The following is a 21442-nucleotide window of genomic DNA, read 5'->3' as shown; positions in this document are numbered from 1 at the left end:
GCCAACCGATGACGACACTCGCCGGCGGTACAACAGCGTCTGATTCTGCAAAGGACGGCCTGACGCGCGACGCCCTCACCGTCCTGCAGCCGGGATTCCTCGGCACCACGGCCCCCGACTGGCTGCTCCGGCGCCTCGGCGAAGGCCTGGCCTCGGTGGGCCTGTTCGGCCGCAACATCGCGTCACCCGAGCAACTCTCATCGTTGACCGCCCAGTTGAGGTCCGAACGGGACGACGTGCTGGTCGCGATCGACGAGGAGGGCGGAGACGTCACCCGCCTGGAGGCCCGTACGGGCTCCTCCTTCCCGGGCAACCACGCCCTGGGCGCGGTGGACGACGTGGAACTGACGAGGGCGGTCGCCCACGAGCTGGGCCGCAGACTCGCGGCCTGCGGCGTGAACCTGAACTGGGCCCCCTCCGCGGACGTGAACTCCAACCCCTCCAACCCGGTCATCGGCGTCCGATCCTTCGGCGCGGAACCGGAGTTGGTCGCCCGGCACACGGCGGCCTACGTCACCGGCCTCCAGTCGGCGGGCGTCGCCGCCTGCACCAAACACTTCCCGGGCCACGGCGACACGGCGGTCGACTCCCACCACGCCCTGCCGCGCATCGACGCGGAGTCGACGGTCCTGGAGCACCGCGAACTGCTCCCGTTCCGCGCGGCGATCGCCGCCGGCAGTCGCGCGGTGATGAGCGCCCACATCCTGGTCCCCACCCTGGACCCGGACCACCCGGCCACCCTCTCCCTCCGCATCCTGACCGACCTCCTCCGCGGCCAACTCGCCTACGACGGCCTCATCGTCACCGACGGCATGGAGATGCAGGCCATCGCCGCCACCTACGGCATCGAACGCGGCAGCGTCCTGGCGATCGCCGCCGGCGCCGACGCGATCTGTGTGGGCGGAGGCCTCGCGGACGACGAGACGGTACGACGCCTGCGCGACGCGCTGGTGGGAGCGGTGCGCTCGGGAGACCTCCCGGAGGACCGCCTGGCCGAAGCGGCGGAACGAGTACGGGGGTTGGCCCGGTGGACGGCTTCCGGTGCCGCCGCCGCTTCGCGAGCGGAGACCGACGCGCAGCCGGGCTCCGCGTCAGCGGGAGGCGTGACGCGCGTGGATGTCGGTCTCGTCGCCGCCCGTCGCGCCCTCACGGTCACCGAGGCCGACGACTTCACCCCGCTCACCGAACCGCCGTACGTCGCCCTCCTCACTCCGGTCGCGAACATCGCCGTGGGCGACGAGACCCCCTGGGGCGTGGCCGCGGAACTCGCCCGGCTGCTGCCCGGCACGGAGACGGCCGGGTTCGCCGGGGAGGACGCGGGGGGCGTGGTCCTGAAGGCGGCCGGGACGCGGCGCATCGTCGTCGTGGTCCGGGACGAACACCGGCACCCCTGGATGGCGGACGCCCTGGACACCCTGCTCGCCGCCCGCCCCGACACCGTCGTGGTCGAGATGGGCGTTCCGCAGGCACCGCCCCGGGGCGCCCTCCACATCGCGACTCACGGCGCGGCCCGGGTCTGTGGCCACGCGGCGGCGGAGGTCATCGCGGGCGCGTGACCGTGAGCCGGGGGAGCGACCCCGACCAGGGGAACACCCCCGAATACACCGGTGCCGGACCCTCCACGAGCGGGTCCGGCACCGGCATGTACGGATGTGAGAACCTGTCAGATCCCCTGCCAGTCCGGCTTGTTGACGAACGTGTGCCGGAAATAGTCCGCGAGCTTCAGCTTGGACGCGGCACCCTCGTCGACCACGACCGTCGCGTGCCGGTGCAACTGGAGCGCCGACGCCGGGCACACCGCGGCGACCGGTCCCTCCACGGTCGCGGCGACCGCGTCCGCCTTGCCCTCGCCGGTCGCGAGCAGCACTAGGTGCCGGGCCTCCAGGATCGTGCCGATGCCCTGGGTGATGACGTGGTGCGGGACCTGCTCGATGTCGCCGTCGAAGAACCGCGCGTTGTCCACCCGGGTCTGCTCGGTCAGCGTCTTGATCCGGGTCCGCGAGGCCAGCGACGAGCACGGTTCGTTGAACCCGATGTGCCCGTCGGTCCCGATCCCCAGTATCTGCAGGTCCACCCCGCCGGCCTCGCCCAGCGCCCGGTCGTACGCCTCGCACGCCGCCTGCACGTCGGGGGCGGTCCCGTCCGGGCCGATGAACGCGTCGATCCCGACCCCGAGCGGCTCCAGCACCTCGCGCCGCAGCACCGAGCGGTACGACTCCGGGTGCTCGGCGGGCAGCCCCACGTACTCGTCGAGCTGGGCGATCCGGGCCCGCGAGGTGTCCACGGCCCCGGCACGGACCTGGGCGGCGAGGGCTTCGTAGATGGGCAGCGGCGTCGACCCGGTGGCCACGCCGAGAAGGGCGTCCGGCTTGCGCCGGAGGAGCTGTGCCATGGCCTCGGCGATGAGTTCGCCGCCCGACTTGGCGTCCGGAACGATGACAACTTCCACGCTGGCCTGCCGTTCTGCAGAGGGGCTTCGAGGAACCCGGAAGAGCTGTGTGGTTTAGACCAATCCGCGCACCAATCTAACAGAGGAGGCTCCCGCCTCCCAGAGTTCGTCGCCTGTCCGGGAACCGGTAACCGCCCAACAGGGGCGCACCTCGCGCAGAGGGGGTGAAATGGACACCGCAGCACAGCCCCGACCGACCTCCGGAGGACCCCGCATGACCGCCACGACCCCGGCCCCCGACAACGAACTCCCCGGCCGGATCATGGCCCGCGAGATGGCCGAGCAGCCCGCCGTCCTGCGCCGGATCCTGGACGAGGGCGCCCCGCGCATCCGCCAGGTCGCCCAGGAGGTCGCCGCCCGCAAGCCCCGCTTCGTGCTGCTCACCGCCCGCGGCACCTCCGACAACGCGGCCCTCTACGCCAAGTACCTCCTGGAGATCCGCCTCGGCCTGCCCTGCGGACTCACCTCGATGTCGACCACCACGGCCTACGGCGCCCGCCCCGACCTGACCGACGTCCTCGTCGTCACCGTCAGCCAGTCCGGCGGCTCCCCGGACCTGGTCGCCTCGACCCGGGCCGCCCGCGAGGCCGGCGCGATCACGGTCGCCGTGACCAACAACCCGGACTCACCCCTGGCCGCCGTGTCGGAGTACCACGTCGACATCATGGCCGGCCCGGAGAAGGCCCTCCCCGCGACCAAGACGTACACGGCCTCCCTGCTCGCCCTCTACCTCTTCGTCGAGGGCCTGCGCGGCGGCGACGGCGCGGCGGCCAAGGCGCTGCCCGACCTCGCCGAGCAGCTCCTCGCCCGCCAGGACGAGGTCCGCACCCTCGCCTCCCGCTACCGCTTCGCCGAACGCATGGTGATCACCTCGCGCGGCTACGGCTATCCCACCGCCAAGGAAGCCGCCCTCAAGCTGATGGAGACCAGCTACATCCCCGCGCTCGCCTACTCCGGCGCCGACCTCCTGCACGGCCCCCTCGCCATGGTCGACAACGTCTCCCCGGTCATCGCGGTCGTGACGGCAGGCAAGGGCGGCTCCGCCCTCCAACCCGTCCTCGACCGGCTGCGCGGCCGGGGCGCCGACCTGGTCGTCATCGGCCCGGCCGGCCAGGTCGACCGGGCCTCGGCCGGTTTCGTCCTGCCCGTGGAGGGCGTCCCCGAGGAACTCCAGCCGATCCTGGAGATCCTCCCGCTCCAGCTCCTCGCCTACGAGGTCACCATCGCCCGCGGCCAGGACCCGGACGCGCCCCGCGCCCTGGCCAAGGTGACGGAGACCCGCTGAGCCCGTGGTCCGGCCACGGAAATTCGCATGACCAATCAGTCCCGCACAGGACCCGACACGGTTAGGCTCGTCAACATCCTTCAAAGCATGGACACGGCATGTGGTCTAGTCCACAATGTGTTAAAGGCGTAAGCCTCCGTCCTCCCCGCACAGGAGGACGGACCGAGGAACCGAGGCTCTCTGCCCTGACTGCCCCGGCTCCTCATCCATCGGCCGATCGGGACCGCACACCCCGTGGCCGTTGCTGCTCCGGGCTGCGGTGCCGAGAGGGCTGAGGGTCCCTCTCAGGCGCCGCGGCCCGCGGGTGTTTTTAGGACAGGTACAGACCGGCGGGTACGCTCGCAGACGTGCCCTCCATGAACGAACTCGTACGCCAGCACACAGCACTCGACGACTCCGATCTTGAGTGGCTGCACCTGCTGGTCTCGGAGTGGCAGCTGCTCTCCGACCTCTCCTTCGCCGACCTGGTCCTGTGGGTCCCCACCCGCGACGGCACCCGCTATGTCTCCGTCGCCCAGATGCGGCCGAACACCGGGCCCACCTCGTACCAGGACGACATGGTCGGCCACCTCGTCCCGCGCGGGCGCCGCCCCATGCTGGACGCGGCCCTGGACGAGGGCCGGATCGTCCGCGAGGGCGACCCCGAGTGGCGCGAAGAGGTCCCCGTCCGGGTCGAGTCGATTCCGGTACGACGGGACGGGCGCGTCCTGGGTGTCATCGCGCGCAACACCAATCTCCTCACCGTGCGCACCCCGAGCCGCCTCGAACTCACCTACCTGCAGAGCGCGTCGGACCTCGCGCAGATGATCGCGGCCGGTTCCTTCCCGTTCCCGAACCAGCAGGTCGACATGGACGCCTCGCCGCGCGTCGGCGACGGACTGATCCGCCTCGACGGCGACGGCATCGTGCAGTACGCCTCGCCCAACGCGCTGTCCGCGTACCACCGCATGGGCCTCGCCACCGACCTCGTCGGCCAGCACCTGGGCGTGACCACCGCCGAACTCGCTCCGACCCGGGGTCCGGTGGACGAGGCGCTCGCCAAGGTCGCCAGCGGCTGGGCGCCCCGCGAGTTCGAGATCGAGGCACGCGACGGCGTCATCCAGTTCCGGGCGATCCCCCTCAAACCCAAGGGCACCCGCATCGGTTCACTGGTCCTGCTCCGGGACGTCACCGAACTGCGGCGCCGCGAGCGGGAGTTGATCACCAAGGACGCGACCATCCGGGAGATCCACCACCGGGTGAAGAACAACCTCCAGACGGTCGCCGCCCTGTTGCGTCTCCAGGCCCGCCGCATCGACTCCGAGCGCGGCCGGGAGGCGCTGGAGGAGGCCGTACGCCGGGTCGGCTCCATCGCGATCGTGCACGAGACGCTGTCCCAGAACCTGGACGAGCGAGTGGAGTTCGACGAGATCGCCGACCGGGTGCTCGCGATGGTCGCCGAGATCTCCCCGGGCAAGGTCACCGGCCGGCGCAGCGGACGCTTCGGAATACTGGACGCCGAGGTCGCGACCCCGCTCTCCATGGTTCTCACCGAAATCCTGCAGAACGCCCTCGAACACGGCTTCCGCGAGGGCGAGACGGGCACGGTCGAGGTCTCCGCGGTCCGCGGGGGCACCGTGAAGGACGCCCGTCTCCTGGTCACCGTGCAGGACGACGGCGTAGGCCTCCCCGAGGGATTCGACCCGCACCGCTCCGGCAACCTGGGCCTGCAGATCGTACGGACGCTGGTGGAGGGTGAGTTGGGCGGCACGTTCGACATGGTGCCGGGTCCGGAGCGGGGGACCCGGGTGATCCTGGACGTCCCGGTGCAGGCGCACAAGTGACGTACGTGCACACGATCTTCACACGCGCGTGCGTCAACAGCCGTACGCACACGGGTGCTTGAGCGGCGCTACGCGCGCAGACCTGGACGGTCGTATGCGCGCGGACCTGAACAGCAAAGAGCCCCGGACCAGTTGACGGTCCGGGGCCAATCGCTCGTTGCTATGCGCATCGGGGGTACTGCGCGCTGCGGCTCGGGGGCGGGAGATGCGTACTCGCTGTACGCGCCGCCAAGCTCAGGCTGTTAGCGGGGTGGGCGTCAGGCGGATGCCTGACGGGCACGGTTGCGAGCGGCGCGGCGCTTCATGGCGCGGCGCTCGTCCTCGCTGAGACCACCCCAGACGCCGGAGTCCTGGCCGGACTCAAGCGCCCACTGCAGACACTGGTCCATAACGGGACAGCGACGGCAGACGGCCTTGGCTTCCTCGATCTGCAGCAGCGCAGGACCGGTGTTGCCGATGGGGAAGAAGAGCTCGGGGTCTTCCTCGCGGCAAACGGCGTTGTGACGCCAGTCCATGGCTGCTACCTCTCCTTGGTATTACGTGCGGGTTGCTTGTGAATGTGAACGCTTTCACGAATCCCTCAACAAGTGAAGGGCCGAACGCCAGGTCTACTGGCGGAGGTCCTGTGGATTGAAGAGGGGTTCCGGTGATCCGTGGAGGCCGGTGTTGCGGGCCGTCTCGATCGCCACGTAGAGACTCGCAAACCTCAGCGGCGGATACAACCCCTTCCGGAAAGTTTTTTTTGATTCCTCGGTGTCGACTAGGTCACAGCCGTACTTCCATGGGGTGGACCCTGGTCTAAACGTTCGAGTGAAAGGACTTCAGCCCTTTCTGCTCACACAATCACACGCAGTGCACGGCGTACGCCTGTGAACGTCACGCTCGTACGCAGTCCGAGGTGGTCGCCGTCCATCTGGAGGGGCAGGGGGACCTTCGAATGCAAGGTGAACTCACTCAGGTCGTGCAGGGCCGCAGCGTGCTTGCCATGGGGCCCGCGTTCGGGGGACGAAGTGAGCAACTGGGTGCCATACCGGGCAACCGCGGCGCTGGACAGGCGGCTGAGACCGAGTACGTCGAGGCCTTTATCGAACGACGCCTTAGGTGACGTGTACATCGGGCGATTGCCGAGATACGTCCAGGGCGAGGTGTTCGAGACTATGGCCACCACCAGATCGGTGACCGGGTCCGCGCCGGGCTGCTCCAGCGTGATCGTCCCGTGCCGGCGGTGCTGCTCGCCGAGAAACTGCCGGACCACCTGACGCACGTAGAGCGCGTGCGTGGATTTCTTACCCTGCTCCCGCTGCTGCTCGACCCGCCCGACCACTCCGGCGTCGAACCCGAGCCCGGCGTTGAAGGTGAACCAGCGCGAGGGCACGGCCTCGTCCTCGGTGCCGGGCGTCCCGGAGGTCAGCCCGAGGCCGACCGTGCGCTCGCGGCCCTCGCGCAGGGCGTCCAGGATGGCGCCGGTCGCCTCCACGGCGTCGTTGGGCAGGCCCAGGGCGCGGGCGAAGACGTTGGTGGAGCCGCCGGGGACCACCGCGAGACCGGGCAGGCGCTCCGGGTCGGGGCCGGTGTGCAGCAGGCCGTTGACGACCTCGTTGACCGTGCCGTCGCCGCCGAGGGCCACGACCAGGTCGACGTTCCCGCTCTCCGCGGCCTGCCGGCCGAGGTCGCGCGCGTGGCCTCTGTACTCCGTGGTGACCGCTTCCAGCTTCATCTCGCTCGCGAGCGCGTGGAGCAGGACGTCGCGCGTACGTGCGCTTGTGGTGGTTGCCGCCGGATTGACCACGAGAAGTGCACGCATGAGTTGCAGCGTACCTACTGGGGGGTACTCGGCCCATACCGAGGTAGGCGTTGGGTAAGAGGAGACGGCGTGAGCCTGAACACCTGGGGCCGGATCCCGAGGGCTACCCTTCTGGGGTGAGTGCTGAGCAGACCCCCGCCCCGGAGACCGACGGCCCCGACGGACCCCGTCCGCGCCGTCTGACCTACGCGGCGGTGCTCGTCGCCGTCGAGGGGCTGGCACTGGCCGTCGCCGGCGTGTGGATGCTCGTCCTGGGTGTCACCGGGGAACCGGACGACCGGCAGCAGGCCGTGACCGGTGGGGTGACCCTGGTGGTGCTCGCGCTGCTGCCGCTGCTGGCCGCGCGCGGGCTGATCGGGCGGCGCGGCTGGAGCCGGGGTCCGGCGGTCATCACCCAGGTCATGGCGTTGCCGGTGGCCTACAACCTGCTCCGGGCCGACAGCGTGGCCATCCCGGCCGGTATCGCGCTCGCGGCGGTCGCGATCGCCGCGCTGGTGCTGCTGGTGAACCCGGCGACGACACAGGCCCTCGGAATCCGAGGGCCCGGTCGACGAACCGAAGAGCCGAAGAGCTGATCCCGGCCGGGTTCTACTCCTCGACCAGGAGCTTCTCCCGCAGCTGGGCCAGTGTCCGGGCGAGCAGCCGGGACACGTGCATCTGCGAGATGCCGACCTCCTGCGCGATCTGCGACTGCGTCATGTTGCCGAAGAACCGGAGAAGCAGGATGCGCTTCTCCCTGGGCGGCAGGTCCTCCAGCAGCGGCTTGAGCGACTCGCGGTACTCGACGCCTTCCAGGGCCTCGTCGTACGAGCCGAGCGTGTCCGCGACCGCCGGTGACTCGTCGTCCGTGTCGGGGACGTCCAGGGACAGCGTGGAGTAGGCGTTGGCCGACTCCAGGCCCTCCAGGACCTCCTCCTCCGAGATGCCCAGCTTCTCGGCCAGCTCGTGGACCGTGGGGGAGCGGCCGTGCCGCTGCGAGAGCTCCGCCGTCGCCGTGGTCAGCGACAGACGCAGCTCCTGGAGCCTGCGCGGGACGCGCACCGCCCAGCCCTTGTCACGGAAGTGCCGCTTGATCTCGCCGACGACCGTCGGGGTCGCGTACGTCGAGAACTCGACGCCGCGCTCCGGGTCGAAGCGGTCGACCGACTTGATCAGGCCGATGGTGGCGACCTGGGTCAGGTCGTCCAGCGGCTCGCCGCGGTTGCGGAAGCGGCGCGCGAGGTGCTCGACGAGCGGCAGGTGCATACGGACCAGCCGGTTGCGCAGCTCCGCGTACTCGACGCTGCCGCCATCGAGCGTGCGCAGCTCGATGAAGAGCGCGCGCGCCCCGCTGCGGTCCTGGGGGTCGTGCCGTGTGACCTGCACGCTCTGCGTGGCCGCCACGTTGTCCCGCTCGTGCTCGTTCATCGCCTGGCCCGTCGCCCCTTCCCGAGCTTTCGCCTCCTCCCCCGCGCTCGACCCAGTCGGAGCGGGGGAACCCCCGGCAACGGGGGAGACCCCACCAATTCGCACGGCACCGTCCTGCTCACGTTGACCGTCGTCCATCACACCGGCCTCCGAGGGTTCTTCCTCCGGGTGCGGCCGGGCCTGTTCGGGGATTCCGCCGCGTGGCACGAGGGAGCCGTCGTCCGCCGTGCGGCGGGATCCGTCTGAGCCGCCCTCGGCCGGCAGCTCCCGTGTGCCGCGCTCTTCGTCCCGCACCGGCCCGTCCCCGTTCCTCACGCCGGCCCGGGTCCCGCGCCGCGCTGTTTGTAGAGGCTGATCGAAACGGTCTTGTCCTCGTCGACTGCCGATGAGACCTTGCCCGCGAGAGCCGAGAGCACGGTCCACGCGAAGGTGTCGCGCGCGGGGGCGTGACCGTCCGTCGTCGGGGCGGAGACGGTGACTTCGAGCGAGTCGTCCACGAGACGGAAGACACAGCTGAGCACCGAGCCCGGCACGGCCTGCTGGAGCAGGATCGCGCAGGCCTCGTCCACCGCGATGCGAAGGTCCTCGATCTCGTCGAGGGTGAAGTCCAAACGGGCCGCGAGGCCGGCCGTGGCCGTACGCAGCACCGACAGGTAGGCACCCGCAGCCGGCAGCCGGACTTCCACGAAGTCCTGGGTCGCGGGCTCGCCTGCGATCTGGGACACCCTCACCTCCAAGGTGGTACAAGCTCTTTCGGGGGCCCAGGGGTCGCCCCCCGGGGTAACGCGATACTTGGTTCAGCGGTGACGCTACCGCGCTCCGAACTTTTCTGTCCCCGGGACCCCAACCCCATGTTGTCACTCATAGTAAACCTACGGATACGCTCCGTGGCTAGGGGTCCTGCGGGCCCAATTGGGAAGAGCGCGCGCCGGGTTGACGTACCCAGACGTCAGACGGTCGAACCGTCGAAACCGGCGGTCGGATTACGGCGTCACGGGAGCACGTGATTCACGGCGTCACAGGAGGACGTGGTCGACGAAGCACCAGCGCCAGCTCTCCCCTTGCTCGAACGTCCGCATCACCGGATGTCCGGAGTCCTTGTGATGTGCTGTGGCGTGGCGCAGGGGCGAGGAGTCGCAGCAGGCGACATGGCCGCAGAAGAGGCACTGTCTCAGCTGCACCGGGTGGGTGCCTGCCGCCAGACACTCCAGACAGGTCTCGCTCTGGGGCCCCGGTTCGGGGAGCGGCAGCGCGTCGGCGTGCGTGCACTGTTTCATGATTGCCAGATTACGACGGGTGTGCGGTTGGCCGCGCGAAAAAACGAGGGTGGGCGAGAACGATGGACGTGATGCCACTGCTGTTGCTGGTGGCGGGGAGCGCGGTGGTGGCCGCGGGGGCCCGGCGCACCCCGGTGCCGGCACCGCTGCTGCTGGTCGCGGTCGGGCTGGTCGTCTCGTACGTCCCGGGGGTGCCCGACTACACCCTCGACCCGGAGGTCGTGCTGCCGCTGCTGCTGCCCCCGCTGCTGTACACCTCGGCCACCGACAGCTCGTACCTCGACCTGCGGGCCCAAGTGCGGCCCGTGGCACTGCTGTCGGTCGGCTACGTGCTCTTCGCGACCTTCGTCGTCGGCTGGGCCGCCTACGTGATCGTGCCGGGGCTGCCGCTGACCGCCGCGCTGGTGCTGGGCGCGGTGGTGGCGCCGCCGGACGCGGTCGCGGCGACGGCGGTGGCCCGCCGGGTCGGGCTGCCGTCACGGATCACGACGATCCTCCAGGGCGAGTCCCTGCTGAACGACGCCACCGCGATCACCGCCTACAAGGTGGCCCTCGCGGCCGCGATCGGCGAGGGTGCCACCTGGGCCGGCGGCATCTGGGAGTTCCTGCTCGCGGCCGTCGGCGGGGTCGGGGTCGGGCTCCTGATGATGGTGCCGATCCACTGGCTGCGCACCCACCTCAAGGAGGCGCTGCTGCAGAACACGCTCTCCCTGCTGATCCCGTTCGTCGCCTACGGGGTCGCCGAGCAGGTGCACGCCTCCGGGGTGCTCGCCGTCGTGGTCGTGGCGCTCTATCTGGGCCACCGCGCGTGGGAGGTCGATTTCGCGACCCGCCTCCAGGAGGAGGCCGTGTGGAAGATGGTCGCCTTCGTCCTGGAGTCGGCGGTGTTCGCCCTGATCGGACTCCAACTGCCGGTGGTCCTCAAGGGACTTGGCGAGTACCGGGGCCTGGACGCCGCCTGGTACGCGATCGCGCTCTTCCTGGTGGTCGTCGCGACCCGGTTCGTATGGGTGTACCCGGCGGCCTTCATCCCCCGCATCCTGTCGGCGCGGATCAGGGAGCGCGAGGACAGCCCCACCTGGAAGGGGGCGATGACCACCGCGTGGGCCGGCATGAGAGGCGTGGTCTCGCTGGCCATCGCCTTCTCGATCCCGCTCACGGTGCACGGTGGCGGTCCCTTCCCGCAGCGCAATCTCATCCTGTTCCTGACCTTCACGACGGTCATCGGCACCCTGGTGGTGCAGGGGCTGAGCCTGCCCCCGATCATCCGGCTGCTGAAATTCCCCGGCCGCGACCAGCAGGCCGAGACCCTCGCCGAGGCCAACGCCCAGGCGCAGGCCTCCCGCGTCGCCGAAAAACGCCTGGAGGCCCTCCTGGAGGACGAACGCAACGCCCTGCCGCCTCCCCTGGCCGACCGCCTCCGCGAGGTCCTGGAACGCCGCCGCAACGCCGTCTGGGAGCGCCTCGGCGCCACCAACCCCGTCACCGGCGAGACCGTCGACGACACCTACCGCCGCCTCTCCCGCGAGATGATCAGCGCCGAACGCTCGATGTTCGTCCGCCTCCGCGACGGCCGCTACATCGACGACGAGATGCTCCGCACCTTGCTGCGCAGGCTGGACCTGGAGGAGGCGGCGGCCTACCGGGAGGCGGCCTGAGCGGGGCGGGGCATGGGGCTGCGCCGATTCCGCGGCCCCACCGCGCGGGCGCGACCAGTCACGATGGTGCCGTAGACGACCGACGGCACCTCGCGGCACCTCCAGCGGAGCGCTCAGTGGTGGTTACGGCCACTGGAGGGGGTCTTACGTCAACGGCCGCCCGGTGATCACCGCGACGACCGTGCTCCCGCGCGGGAAGGCGCCTTCATCGGCCAGGGCGACAAGTCCGCACAGCAACTTGGCGACATAGAGACGCTCTACGGCAAGCCCGTGCCGGTCCTCGAAGTCCTCGGCGAAGGCGTCGAGTTCGGCCGGCACGCGCGCGTAGCCCCCGAAATGGAAGCGGTCGTCGAGCGACCAATCACCCCGGCGGCCACCGAAGGCGCGCTTCTGCAGTTCCTCTGTGTCGGCGCTCAGGAAGCCGCCCTTGAGGACCGGTATCCCCAAGGCGCCCTGGTCAGGGCCGAGTCCGGCGGCCAGTCCGGCCAGTGTGCCGCCGGTCCCGCACGCGAGGGCGACGACATCGACGTCGGCACGCGCGCGTAGTTCCTCACCCAGGGCCCGGCAGCCGCGCACCGCAAGGGAGTTGCTGCCGCCCTCCGGGATCACGTACGCGTCCTCCGCGCCCGCCCCGCGCAGGATCGCGGCCAGGCTCTCCGCCTCGGTCTTGCGCCGGTACGTCGACCTGTCGACGAAATGGAGGCGCATCCCGTCGGCCACGCACCGGACCAGGGACGGATTGAGCGGCCGGTCGGACAGCTCCTGCCCACGGACCACGCCCACTGTCGACAGCCCCAGGAGGCGCCCCGCGGCGGCGGTGGCGCGCAGGTGGTTGGAGTAGGCACCGCCGAACGTGACGACCGTACGCCCGGCCGCCGCCGTGAGATTGGGCGCGAGCTTGCGCCACTTGTTGCCGATGAGATCCGGATGGATCAGGTCGTCCCGCTTGAGCAACAGCCGAACGCCGTGCCGGCCGAAGCGCCGATCCGCGATCTCCTCCACCGGCGACGGAAGCCGGGGCCGCAGAGCGGCGAGGTCGGTGCTGGTCACGGCACCATTGTCACCCGGGGCGTTCGGGTTGCCGGGGTTGCCGGGGTTGCCGGGGCTGCGAGGGGAGCTCATGTGGCTCGGGTTGCGAGGGACATCCGGATCGCCGGGGTTGCCCGAAGCTCTCGTGCCACCCGTGTCGGCGGGGTTGCCCGAGGTGCTCGTGTCGCCCGGGGCATTCGGATCGCGCGGGTTGCCCGAAGCTCCCGTGCCTCCCGTGTCGGCGGGGTTGCCCGAGGCGCCCGGGTCGCCCAGGGCATTCGAAATCACCCAGGCCGTCAGAGGCGCCCGTGCCGCCCAAGGCGTCCATCTCACCCGTGCCGCCCGTGTCACCCCCCTCCTCATGCCGCCCGCGACCCATGCCGCCCGGCGACCCATGCCACCCCGCCCACGCCGCGCCCCGGGCCCATGCCACCCGAGCCCATGCCGCCCCCCACCCAGGCGTCACTTCAGCCGGTCGTGGACCCGGTTCCGTAGCCACGTCATCGTGAACCCCCGCGGGTCCACCTTTCCGGGCTGCCACTCCAGGTGGCCGATCACCGATCGTTCCGACCAGCCGTGGTGGCGGCAGATCGCCGCGCAGACCTTCTCGATCGTCTCCAACTGGGCCTCGGGCCACGGGTCCTCGCCGTCGCCGAGGTTCTCGCACTCGAAGCCGTAGAAGTGCCGGTTGCCGTCGGTGTTGGCCTCGTTGTCGTGCGGCAGCGCCTTCTCGGCGATCACCGCGCGCAGGACGTCGTCGTCGCCGAGGCCCGCGTGGTTGGCGCGGCCGTAGCCGACCAGGTGGAGGCGGCCGTCCTTGGTGATGACGCCGTGGCAGAGGGGGCCGGGGAGGTCGGGGCGGCCGTCGCGGCACAGTGCCACCGTCCGCGCGCTGCCCTTGGTGACCGTGTGGTGGATCATCACGCCGTGGACGGGTCCCCACGGGCCCTTGTGGTTGCGGTTGTGGTGCTCCCAGTCGCCGACCTCGACGACGGTGACGCCCTCCGCCTTCATACCGGCCAGGAAACCGCCCGCGGACATGGGTGAGGCCATGACGCCTCCTTCGTGCTGTGCGACGGCCGCTGTGCAAGGCCGTCTCGTATCGCTGCTTGTACCGAAAAAGCGCGGTACGGACGACTTGTTCGCACGGCGTGCGAGCCGTTCCGGACACCGGCCGACCCAGCGGCAACTCGAACACCATTCGACGTGAACGGCCCCTGTGCCCAGCAGTTGAAGATCCAGTCCCGCTCTTTCGGGTAATACCACCAGCACGCTCAGTGAGGAAGGCTGGTGCGCGAGAACGATGCCGGGCGCACAGGTGCCGGGCATGAATGGGGAGGGCATTTCTCTATGTCGGTAGGCGAAGAGGTCCGCGCGGAGCAGAACAAGCCGCAGCAGAGTCTTGGTACTGCGGCTGCGCGGAACCTGGCCACGACCACGAAGTCCGCGCCGCAGATGCAGGAGATCAGCTCACGCTGGCTGCTCCGCACACTGCCGTGGGTGAACGTGCAGGGTGGTACATACCGGGTGAACCGACGGCTGAGCTACTCCGTGGGCGACGGCCGGGTGACATTCGTGAAGACCGGCGACCGCGTCGAGGTCATCCCCGCGGAGCTGGGCGAACTGCCCGCGCTGCGGGACTACGAGGACGAGGAGGTGCTCTCGGAACTGGCCACCCGCTGCCGCCAGCGCGAGTACGCCCCCGGGGAGGCGATCGCGTCGTTCGGCGGCCAGGCCGACGAGGTGTACCTACTGGCGCACGGCAGGGTGGAGAAGGTCGGCACGGGCCCGTACGGCGACGACACGGTCCTCGGGGTCCTCGCCGACGGCGCCTACTTCGGCGAGCAGGCACTGCTCGACCCGGAGGCCATCTGGGAGTACACGGCCCGCGCGGACACCGCCTGCACGGTGCTGATCCTGGCCCGCGGAGACGTCGAGCAGGTCGCGGAGCGCTCCGAGACCCTGCGCGACCACCTCACACAGCTGCGCGCGATCCCCGAGCAGCGCACCAACAAGTACGGCGAGAAGTCCATCGACCTCGCCTCGGGCCACTCCGGCGAGCCGGACATCCCGCACACGTTCGTCGACTACGACGCCAGGCCGCGCGAGTACGAACTGAGCGTCGCCCAGACCGTCCTGCGCATCCACTCGCGCGTGGCCGACCTCTACAACCAGCCGATGAACCAGACGGAGCAGCAACTCCGGCTCACCGTCGAGGCGTTGAAGGAACGCCAGGAGCACGAACTCATCAACAACCGCGAGTTCGGCCTGCTCAACAACTGCGAGTACGACCAGCGGCTCCAGCCCCACGACGGCGTCCCCAGCCCGGACGACCTGGACGAACTGCTCAGCAGGCGGCGCGGCACCAGGATGCTCCTCGCCCACCCGCGCGCGATCTCCGCGTTCGGCCGCGAGCTGAACAAGCGCGGACTGGTCCCGGAGTCCATCGACGTCGGCGGCAACCGCATCCCGACCTGGCGCGGCGTGCCGATCTACCCGTGCAACAAGATCCCGGTCAGCGACCGGCGGACCACCTCGATCATCGCCCTGCGTACCGGCGAGGCCGACCAGGGTGTCATCGGCCTCCAGCAGGCCGGCATCCCGGACGAGATCGAGCCGAGCCTCTCGGTGCGCTTCATGGGCATCAACGAACAGGCGATCATCAAATACCTGGTGACGGCCTACTACTCGGCGGCGGTCCTCGTGCCCGACGCCCTCGGCGTCCTGGAGAACGTCGAGATCGGCCGCTGGAGGTGACGTTTCAGCAGCTGGACGCGGTGTTCCCGCCCAAAAGGGCGGGTACACCCCGGTCGAACGCGACCGGCCGCAGCGGAAACGTCACCGTCCGCGGACGCTCCGAGGGGGACCCCATGGCCGAGTTCGGGACGGAGACGAAACACCCCGCCGACGGCAGCCCACCACCTGACGGGACCCGGCCGCTCGACGGGACACCGCCGACACCTTCGACACGGCCGACATCTTCGATACGGCCGGCACCGCCGTCCGACGGGCACGAGGCGGCGGTGATCCTGGAGGGGGCCAGGACGTCCGTCGACCCCGAACTGCGCGCGGCGATCGACTCGTTGCCCGGCTCGATGCGCCGGATCGCGCTCTACCACTTCGGGTGGGAGCACGCGGACGGCACACCGGCGGCGGGCAACGCCGGCAAGGCGATCCGCCCCGCCCTCGTCCTGGCCGCCGCCACCGCACTCGGCGGCGAGCGGGCCCGGGCGAGCGCACTACGGGCCGCGGCGGCGGTGGAACTGGTCCACAACTTCACGTTGCTGCACGACGACGTGATGGACCGGGACACCACCCGCCGGCACCGGCCCACCGCGTGGACCGTGTTCGGCGACGCCGACGCGATCCTCGCCGGGGACGCCCTCCAGGCGCTGGCCCTCCGGCTGCTCGCCGTGGACCCGCACCCGGCGTCCTCGGCCGCCGCGGCCCGGCTCGCGGACTGCGTCGTCGAACTGTGCGAGGGCCAGCACGCGGACACGGCCATGGAGAAACGCGCCCCCGGCGAGGTCACCCTCGACGAGGTGCTCACCATGGCCGAGGCCAAGACCGGCGCGCTGCTCGGCTGCGCCTGCGCGGTGGGCGCGCTGTACGCGGGGGCGTCCGCCGAGGACGTCGAGGCGCTGGACGCGTTCGGCCGCCAGGCCGGGCTCGCCTTCCAGCTGATCGACGACGTCATCGGGATATGGGGCGACCCCGGCCGCACCGGCAAACCGGCCGGCGCCGACCTCGCGGTCCGCAAGAAGTCCCTGCCCGTGGTCGCCGCCCTCACCTCGGGCACACCGGCGGCCGTGGAACTCGCGGAACTGTACGGAATGCCTTACGAGGAAGGGGAGTTGGAGCGCACCGCGCTCGCCGTCGAGCGGGCGGGGGGCCGGGACTGGGCGCAGGACCAGGCGGCCGACCGGATGGCGCGGGCCGTGCAGGAGCTGGCCCGGGCGATCCCGGACCCGCAGGACGCGGGCGGTCTGCTCGCACTGGCCGAGTTCGTGACCCGGCGCAGCAGTTGATGACTCCGGGACCTTCCGGAACCGCGCGGACCTGACCCCGCGCGGCAGCCGGAGGCCCCGGACCGGCGGGTCCCGCGCATCCCCACGGTGCGCGGGGCCCGCCATCGTTCACCGAAACCCGGATAGGCTCAACACCCGTACGGAATACGACTGTTGAGACCTTGGGGTGGGCGGAACATGGGCGTGGCGATACGGGCGGCGGGCGAGGGCGACAGAGAGCCGGTCGTCCGGCTGCTGGACGAGGCATTCCAGGACGATCCGGTGAGCGGCTGGGTCTTCCCCGACGCCGAGTACCGCCGTACGACCCACCACAGGCTGATGGCCGCCTTCACCGACGCGGTGTTCGCCGACGGCCGGATCGACCTCGCGGAGGACGGCGCGGCCTGCGCGCTGTGGCTGTCGGTACCGGCCGAGGCGCATCCGGAGAACGGCGAGGACGAGGCCGTAGGGCTACGGGAGTTGGTCGATCCGGACAACGAGCGGGTGGAGGCGATCGCCCGCCTCATGGCGGAGTCGCATCCCGCCGGCCGGGCCCACGAGTACCTGTGGATGATCGCCGTGGCACCGGACCGCCAGGGCGACGGCCTCGGCGCCGCGCTCATCCGGCACGTCCTGGACCGCTGCGACCGCGAGGGCCTGCCCGCGTACCTGGAGGCGAGCAGCGAACGCAGCACCAAGTTGTACGAACGCCTCGGCTACACCTTCACCGACACCACCCTCGACCTCCCGGACGGCCCGAGCATGTACCCGATGTGGCGCGAGCCGAAGCCGTAGCGAGGGCGGGCAGGGGGGCCGTAGCGTGGGCTTATGTCGGAACAGGAACTCACCACCACCCCCGTCCTCCACATCACCGAGCGCGCCCTGTGGGACGCGGCCCGCGCGCGGGGGAGCTACGAGTGGTCGACCCGTGGCCGCACCCTCCAGGAGGAGGGCTTCATCCACTGCTCGACCCGTACCCAACTCCCGCGCGTGGCGGCCTTTTTGTACGGTTCCTACGACGGCCCCGACGAGCTGGTGGTCCTGGTCGTGGACCCGGCCCGGCTCGACGCGCCGCTGAAGTACGAGGCGCCGGAGCCGGGCGGGGAGGAGTTCCCGCATGTGTACGGGGCGATTCCGGTGGGCGCGGTGGTGGATGTGGAGGTGTGGACGGCGTGAGTCGGTTATGGCGCCGGGCCCTGGTCGCGTGGGCGGTCGCGGTGGCCGTCGGGGGCGGGCTCACGCTGTGGCTGCGGGACTCCGGTGACGCACGGGCGCCCAGCGGGACGCAGCGGCAGCGGCAGGAGAATCAGGACACGGCGAGCGCCTGCCCGAGGCCGACGGACTCGCGGTACGACGGCCCGCGGGTGATCGTCGTCTGCGTCAGGGACGGTCAGGCAGCCCGCCGGTCTCCGGGTCGCGTCCCGTGAGGCAGTAGACACCGCCCGCCGGGTCCCGCATCACCGTCCAGTGCGTGCCCTGGGAGACGACGGTCGCGCCGAGGTGCTCGTGCAGTACGACGGCCTCGTCGATGTCCGCGCAGGCCAGGTCGAGATGGGCGGTGGCGGGGCGTTCCTCGCCGAGGCGCTGGAGCAGGATGCGGATCGGTTGGCCGGGCGGGGGCTTGAGCACGTGGAACTCCGGGAGTGCGCCCGGCAGTGCGGCCCAGTCGGGCAACAGGGCGCTCCAGAAGGCGACTTCGGCGTCGAAGGAGCCGGGGCCGATGTCGAGGGAGACCTGGTCGAGGCGGGTGTCGGCCACGACGGGCGGCCGTACGGACTCGCCGTGCCAGGGGACGGCGCAGAACAACTCCCCCGCGGGGGACCGGAGTACGGCCCAGCCGTCGTGCTCGGCGACCGTCGCCGCGCCGAGCCGCAGCGCGGACTCCACGAACGCCGGTACGTCCTCGACGGAGAAGTCGAGATGAGCGCCGCCGGGGCCGGCGTCCACGCCCTGGATCTTCACGCAGGGGTCGGTGCGGTCGGCCAGCAGGGTGACGAACTCGCCCTTCTCACCCCGGAGTTCGGACAGCCGGGTGTCCGTGACGGCCGTCCAGAAGTCGCGGGCGGCGCCGAGGCGGCCGTGCGGGCGGTCGACGAAGGCGTAGGTCCAGCGGATGTTCGTAGCGCTCATCGCGTGATCGTAGGCGCGGGGCGGGGAGCCGCCCGCGTGTTTTTCGGCCCCCGGTCAGTCCTCGCTCCGTTGCATGAACCGCAGCATGTTCCCGGCCGGGTCGCGGAAGGCGCAGTCGCGGACGCCGTACGGCTGGTCCGTCGGCTCCTGGACCACCTCGGCGCCGGACTCCTGGACCCGGGCGTAGAGGGCGTCGCAGTCGGCGGTGGTGAAGTTGACCCCGCGCAGGGTGCCCTTGGCGAGCAGTTCGGCCATGGCCTGCTTGTCGGCGGGGGAGGCGTCCGGGTTCGCGGCCGGCGGCTCCAGCACGATCTCCACGTCCGGCTGCAACGGCGACCCCACGGTCACCCACCGCATGCCCTCGAAACCGACGTCGTTCCGGATTTCCAGCTCCAGCACGTCGCAGTAGAAGGCGAGCGCCTTGTCGTGGTCGTCGACGGCGATGAAGCACTGGCGGAGTTTCAGGTCCATGCAGGACAGGCTAGGGGCGCGGGGGCGGTCCCGCCCGGTTCGGCCGGGTAAAGGTGCGGGCCACGCAGGACGGGATCACCGCGCCCGCCTCGTGCGAACGGGCCCGGTAGGCGCTGGGGGTCTCGCCGACCAGCTCGGTGAAGCGGGAGCTGAAGGACCCGAGGGACGTACAGCCGACGGCCATGCACACCTCGGTGACGCTCAGGTCCCCGCGCCGCAGCAACGCCTTCGCGCGCTCTATCCGCCGGGTCATGAGATAGCCGTACGGCGTCTCCCCGTACGCGGCGCGGAAGCTGCGCTGGAAGTGGCCCGGGGACATCAGCGCGGTGCGGGCGATCGAGGCCATGTCGAGCGGTTCGGCGTACTCGCGGTTCATGCGGTCGCGGGCCTGGCGCAGCCGTACGAGATCGTCGCGGTTCACGTCGTCCAGGATGGCACGGGGCCGCCCGCGCCAGGCCGGGAACGACGAAGGGGCCCCACCGGCGAACCGGCGGAGCCCCTTCCCCGTACCCGCTGACCTGCGATGGTGCACCGATCGCCGGTCGGTCGGGACGGGCCGACTGGGTGTCAGGCCTTCTTGGTCTCCCAGAAGATCTTGTCGATCTGGGCGATGTAGTCGAGCGCCTTCTGGCCCGTCGCCGGGTCGGTGGACGCCTTGGCGGCCGAGAGGGCCTTCAGGGTGTCGTTGACCAGCTGGTGCAGCTCCGGGTACTTCTCGAAGTGCGGGGGCTTGAAGTAGTCGCTCCAGAGCACCGAGACGTGGTGCTTCGCGAGCTCGGCGCGCTGCTCCTTGATGACGATGGCGCGCGCCTGGAAGTGCGGGTCGTCGTTGGCGGCCATCTTGTCCTGCACGGCCTTCACCGACTCCGCCTCGATGCGGGCCTGGGCCGGGTCGTACACACCGCAGGGCAGGTCGCAGTGCGCGCTGACCTTCACCTTGGGGGCAAACAGGCGGGAAAGCATGGAGCGTTCCTTCCTCGTGATCGTCTTCTCAGGTGGGACATTACTCCCTGGAGAAGCTGATTTCGCGAGTGCCCCCATGGGCTTAGGACAAAAGTCCAGGGTCGGACTCAGACTGGTGGAGGATAGGACCGGGGAGGTGCCGGGGATGCCGGAGCTGTCGCAGGAGACCGAGCGCGGGAGGGCCGCACTGCCCTTCGGGACGGCCGAGGTGACCGGGCCGTCCATGGTGCCGACGCTGCTGCACGGGGATCTGCTCGTGGTGCAGTACGGGGCGCGGATCAGGCCCGGCGACATCGTCGTGCTGAGGCATCCGTTCCAGCAGGACCTGCTGGTCGTGAAACGGGCCGCGGAGCGGCGGGACGGGGGGTGGTGGGTGCTGGGGGACAACGCGTTCGCCGGAGGCGACAGCACGGACTACGGCACCGTTCCCGAGGATCTGGTGCTGGGCAAGGTGCGTTTCCGGTACCGGCCGCCGAAGTCCGGTCAGCGTTCGCCGCTCGCGCTCGTCCGCTGGGCGCTCTCGGCCGCCAGGCCCGTGCTCCCCGACCGGTCGGCCTCCAGGCGCTTCCGGGCCCGGTAGGCGGCGACGTTGGCGCGGGTCGCGCAGCGGTCCGAGCAGTAGCGCCGGGAGCGGTTCGTCGAGGTGTCCAGGTAGGCGTTGCGGCACGGCGCGGCCTCGCACAGGCCCAGGCGGTCGACGCCGTACTCGGTGAGGTGGAAGGCCAGACCCATGGCCGCGATCGCCGCGTAGCCGGCCGTCGCGTTCGACGGGTGGTCCGCGAGGTGCATGTGCCACAGCGGGCGGCCGTCGTCGTCGCGGAAGTTGTGCCCGGAGATCTGCGGGCTGACCGGGAACTCCAGCAGCAGCGAGTTCAGCAGGTTCACGGAGAGCGTCTCGTCGCCGCCGTCGGCCGCCTCGAAGACCGCCCGCAGCCGCGCCCGGACCGAACGGAAGCGGGTGACGTCGGCCTCGGCGGCGCGGCGGGCCGCCTCCTGGTTGGTGCCGAACAGGTCCCGCACGGCCTCGACCGAGGTCAGGGCGTCCTTGCCCCGCGCCGGTTCCTCGGTGTTGACGAGGCGTACGGCGTAGTCCGAGTAATAGGCCAGTTCCACTTGTAGTCCTTACGGAGGCGCTCTAT

23 protein-coding genes are annotated in these 21442 nt (G+C 70.7%); 10 read left to right on the top strand and 13 right to left on the bottom strand.

Annotation, left to right across the window (positions count from 1 at the left end; genetic code table 11):
• Positions 1–8 precede the first annotated feature (8 nt).
• Complete coding sequence (locus OG226_RS18070; protein ID WP_329349461.1) at positions 9–1556, top strand: glycoside hydrolase family 3 protein; 1548 nt, start codon at positions 9–11, stop codon at positions 1554–1556.
• A 107-nt stretch (positions 1557–1663) separates the two neighbouring features.
• Here the strand turns inward: OG226_RS18070 and nagB are convergent, their stop codons facing one another.
• Positions 1664–2449 (bottom strand): glucosamine-6-phosphate deaminase, encoded by a 786-nt coding sequence (gene nagB, locus OG226_RS18065; protein ID WP_328679163.1) that lies wholly within the window; start codon positions 2447–2449, stop codon positions 1664–1666.
• A gap of 214 nt (positions 2450–2663) precedes the next feature.
• Between nagB and OG226_RS18060 the strand changes: the two genes are divergently transcribed.
• Together OG226_RS18060 and OG226_RS18055 are read left to right on the top strand one after the other, a co-directional pair.
• Positions 2664–3734 carry an SIS domain-containing protein gene (locus OG226_RS18060; RefSeq protein WP_329349460.1) on the top strand — a complete coding sequence of 357 codons (1071 nt, stop codon included), beginning with the start codon at positions 2664–2666 and terminating at the stop codon, positions 3732–3734.
• Between the two features lie 356 nt (positions 3735–4090).
• Entirely contained in the window at positions 4091–5557 is a 1467-nt protein-coding gene (locus OG226_RS18055) for a sensor histidine kinase (protein ID WP_328686348.1), read from the top strand.
• Between the two features lie 257 nt (positions 5558–5814).
• On the opposite strand, the gene OG226_RS18050 is transcribed toward OG226_RS18055, so the two are convergent.
• Positions 5815–6072 carry a WhiB family transcriptional regulator gene (locus OG226_RS18050; protein WP_006142322.1) on the bottom strand — a complete coding sequence of 86 codons (258 nt, stop codon included), beginning with the start codon at positions 6070–6072 and terminating at the stop codon, positions 5815–5817.
• 320 nt (positions 6073–6392) lie between these two features.
• Positions 6393–7361: a diacylglycerol/lipid kinase family protein gene (locus OG226_RS18045; protein ID WP_328679161.1), complete on the bottom strand. Its 969-nt coding sequence runs from the start codon at positions 7359–7361 to the stop codon at positions 6393–6395.
• A 116-nt stretch (positions 7362–7477) separates the two neighbouring features.
• On the opposite strand from OG226_RS18045, the gene OG226_RS18040 reads away from it, so the two are divergent.
• The gene (locus tag OG226_RS18040) at positions 7478–7936 is read left to right on the top strand and encodes a hypothetical protein (RefSeq protein ID WP_328679160.1); all 459 of its coding nucleotides are present in this window, start codon (positions 7478–7480) and stop codon (positions 7934–7936) included.
• A 13-nt stretch (positions 7937–7949) separates the two neighbouring features.
• Here OG226_RS18040 and OG226_RS18035 read toward each other — a convergent pair whose 3' ends face one another.
• From OG226_RS18035 to OG226_RS18025, 3 genes are all read right to left on the bottom strand, one after another.
• Positions 7950–9083 carry an RNA polymerase sigma factor SigF gene (locus OG226_RS18035; RefSeq protein ID WP_328679159.1) on the bottom strand — a complete coding sequence of 378 codons (1134 nt, stop codon included), beginning with the start codon at positions 9081–9083 and terminating at the stop codon, positions 7950–7952.
• On the bottom strand, positions 9080–9493 hold the full coding sequence (locus OG226_RS18030; RefSeq protein WP_019058277.1) for an anti-sigma regulatory factor: 414 nt from the start codon (positions 9491–9493) through the stop codon (positions 9080–9082). Before OG226_RS18030 ends, OG226_RS18035 begins: the two co-directional genes overlap by 4 nt.
• Before the next feature lie 291 nt (positions 9494–9784).
• The gene (locus tag OG226_RS18025) at positions 9785–10045 is read right to left on the bottom strand and encodes a UBP-type zinc finger domain-containing protein (RefSeq protein ID WP_328679158.1); all 261 of its coding nucleotides are present in this window, start codon (positions 10043–10045) and stop codon (positions 9785–9787) included.
• Between the two features lie 62 nt (positions 10046–10107).
• On the opposite strand from OG226_RS18025, the gene OG226_RS18020 reads away from it, so the two are divergent.
• A complete protein-coding gene (locus OG226_RS18020; protein ID WP_033282091.1) occupies positions 10108–11703 on the top strand; it encodes a Na+/H+ antiporter in 1596 nt (531 codons plus the stop codon).
• Positions 11704–11847: 144 nt separating this feature from the next.
• Here the strand turns inward: OG226_RS18020 and OG226_RS18015 are convergent, their stop codons facing one another.
• Together OG226_RS18015 and OG226_RS18010 are read right to left on the bottom strand one after the other, a co-directional pair.
• Positions 11848–12753, bottom strand: coding sequence for a 1-aminocyclopropane-1-carboxylate deaminase/D-cysteine desulfhydrase (locus OG226_RS18015; RefSeq protein ID WP_329349459.1), 906 nt, complete (start codon positions 12751–12753; stop codon positions 11848–11850).
• Positions 12754–13194: 441 nt separating this feature from the next.
• On the bottom strand, positions 13195–13785 hold the full coding sequence (locus tag OG226_RS18010; RefSeq protein WP_329349458.1) for an N-acetylmuramoyl-L-alanine amidase: 591 nt from the start codon (positions 13783–13785) through the stop codon (positions 13195–13197).
• A 297-nt stretch (positions 13786–14082) separates the two neighbouring features.
• Here OG226_RS18010 and OG226_RS18005 point away from each other — a divergent pair, with 297 nt between their 5' ends.
• The 4 genes from OG226_RS18005 (at position 14083) to OG226_RS17990 (ending at position 17915) form a co-directional block, all read left to right on the top strand.
• The gene (locus OG226_RS18005) at positions 14083–15489 is read left to right on the top strand and encodes a family 2B encapsulin nanocompartment shell protein (protein ID WP_328679155.1); all 1407 of its coding nucleotides are present in this window, start codon (positions 14083–14085) and stop codon (positions 15487–15489) included.
• A gap of 113 nt (positions 15490–15602) precedes the next feature.
• On the top strand, positions 15603–16760 hold the full coding sequence (locus tag OG226_RS18000; RefSeq protein ID WP_329349457.1) for a family 2 encapsulin nanocompartment cargo protein polyprenyl transferase: 1158 nt from the start codon (positions 15603–15605) through the stop codon (positions 16758–16760).
• 177 nt (positions 16761–16937) lie between these two features.
• A complete protein-coding gene (locus OG226_RS17995; protein WP_328679153.1) occupies positions 16938–17534 on the top strand; it encodes a GNAT family N-acetyltransferase in 597 nt (198 codons plus the stop codon).
• Between the two features lie 33 nt (positions 17535–17567).
• Entirely contained in the window at positions 17568–17915 is a 348-nt protein-coding gene (locus OG226_RS17990) for a DUF952 domain-containing protein (RefSeq protein ID WP_328679152.1), read from the top strand.
• 204 nt (positions 17916–18119) lie between these two features.
• Here the strand turns inward: OG226_RS17990 and OG226_RS17985 are convergent, their stop codons facing one another.
• From OG226_RS17985 to sodN, 4 genes are all read right to left on the bottom strand, one after another.
• Positions 18120–18869 carry a VOC family protein gene (locus OG226_RS17985; protein WP_329349456.1) on the bottom strand — a complete coding sequence of 250 codons (750 nt, stop codon included), beginning with the start codon at positions 18867–18869 and terminating at the stop codon, positions 18120–18122.
• A 54-nt stretch (positions 18870–18923) separates the two neighbouring features.
• Positions 18924–19340 (bottom strand): VOC family protein, encoded by a 417-nt coding sequence (locus OG226_RS17980; RefSeq protein WP_318018756.1) that lies wholly within the window; start codon positions 19338–19340, stop codon positions 18924–18926.
• 10 nt (positions 19341–19350) lie between these two features.
• Complete coding sequence (locus tag OG226_RS17975; RefSeq protein ID WP_328679150.1) at positions 19351–19761, bottom strand: helix-turn-helix transcriptional regulator; 411 nt, start codon at positions 19759–19761, stop codon at positions 19351–19353.
• 146 nt (positions 19762–19907) lie between these two features.
• The gene (gene sodN / locus OG226_RS17970; protein ID WP_019058247.1) at positions 19908–20303 is read right to left on the bottom strand and encodes a superoxide dismutase, Ni; all 396 of its coding nucleotides are present in this window, start codon (positions 20301–20303) and stop codon (positions 19908–19910) included.
• 145 nt (positions 20304–20448) lie between these two features.
• Here sodN and sodX point away from each other — a divergent pair, with 145 nt between their 5' ends.
• Complete coding sequence (sodX, locus tag OG226_RS17965) at positions 20449–20883, top strand: nickel-type superoxide dismutase maturation protease (protein ID WP_328679149.1); 435 nt, start codon at positions 20449–20451, stop codon at positions 20881–20883.
• Here the strand turns inward: sodX and OG226_RS17960 are convergent.
• Positions 20787–21416: a CGNR zinc finger domain-containing protein gene (locus tag OG226_RS17960; RefSeq protein WP_033282100.1), complete on the bottom strand. Its 630-nt coding sequence runs from the start codon at positions 21414–21416 to the stop codon at positions 20787–20789. The genes sodX and OG226_RS17960 overlap by 97 nt on opposite strands.
• Between the last annotated feature and the right edge of the window lie 26 nt (positions 21417–21442).

This window comes from Streptomyces sp. NBC_01261 (assembly GCF_036226385.1).
Lineage (GTDB): Bacteria > Actinomycetota > Actinomycetes > Streptomycetales > Streptomycetaceae > Streptomyces.
This window is presented reverse-complemented; position numbering and strand designations above follow the sequence as displayed.

Excerpts from the sequence above, each read along its gene's own strand:
- OG226_RS18070 (WP_329349461.1), top strand. The coding sequence starts at position 9 with ATGACGACACTCGCCGGCGGTACAACAGCGTCTGATTCTGCAAAGGAC.
- OG226_RS18060 (WP_329349460.1), top strand. The coding sequence starts at position 2,664 with ATGACCGCCACGACCCCGGCCCCCGACAACGAACTCCCCGGCCGGATC.
- OG226_RS18055 (WP_328686348.1), top strand. The coding sequence starts at position 4,091 with ATGAACGAACTCGTACGCCAGCACACAGCACTCGACGACTCCGATCTT.
- OG226_RS18050 (WP_006142322.1), bottom strand. The coding sequence starts at position 6,072 with ATGGACTGGCGTCACAACGCCGTTTGCCGCGAGGAAGACCCCGAGCTC.
- OG226_RS18045 (WP_328679161.1), bottom strand. The coding sequence starts at position 7,361 with ATGCGTGCACTTCTCGTGGTCAATCCGGCGGCAACCACCACAAGCGCA.
- OG226_RS18025 (WP_328679158.1), bottom strand. The coding sequence starts at position 10,045 with ATGAAACAGTGCACGCACGCCGACGCGCTGCCGCTCCCCGAACCGGGG.
- OG226_RS18020 (WP_033282091.1), top strand. The coding sequence starts at position 10,108 with ATGGACGTGATGCCACTGCTGTTGCTGGTGGCGGGGAGCGCGGTGGTG.
- OG226_RS18010 (WP_329349458.1), bottom strand. The coding sequence starts at position 13,785 with ATGGCCTCACCCATGTCCGCGGGCGGTTTCCTGGCCGGTATGAAGGCG.
- OG226_RS18005 (WP_328679155.1), top strand. The coding sequence starts at position 14,083 with ATGTCGGTAGGCGAAGAGGTCCGCGCGGAGCAGAACAAGCCGCAGCAG.
- OG226_RS18000 (WP_329349457.1), top strand. The coding sequence starts at position 15,603 with ATGGCCGAGTTCGGGACGGAGACGAAACACCCCGCCGACGGCAGCCCA.
- OG226_RS17995 (WP_328679153.1), top strand. The coding sequence starts at position 16,938 with ATGGGCGTGGCGATACGGGCGGCGGGCGAGGGCGACAGAGAGCCGGTC.
- OG226_RS17990 (WP_328679152.1), top strand. The coding sequence starts at position 17,568 with ATGTCGGAACAGGAACTCACCACCACCCCCGTCCTCCACATCACCGAG.
- OG226_RS17985 (WP_329349456.1), bottom strand. The coding sequence starts at position 18,869 with ATGAGCGCTACGAACATCCGCTGGACCTACGCCTTCGTCGACCGCCCG.
- OG226_RS17980 (WP_318018756.1), bottom strand. The coding sequence starts at position 19,340 with ATGGACCTGAAACTCCGCCAGTGCTTCATCGCCGTCGACGACCACGAC.
- sodN (WP_019058247.1), bottom strand. The coding sequence starts at position 20,303 with ATGCTTTCCCGCCTGTTTGCCCCCAAGGTGAAGGTCAGCGCGCACTGC.
- sodX (WP_328679149.1), top strand. The coding sequence starts at position 20,449 with ATGCCGGAGCTGTCGCAGGAGACCGAGCGCGGGAGGGCCGCACTGCCC.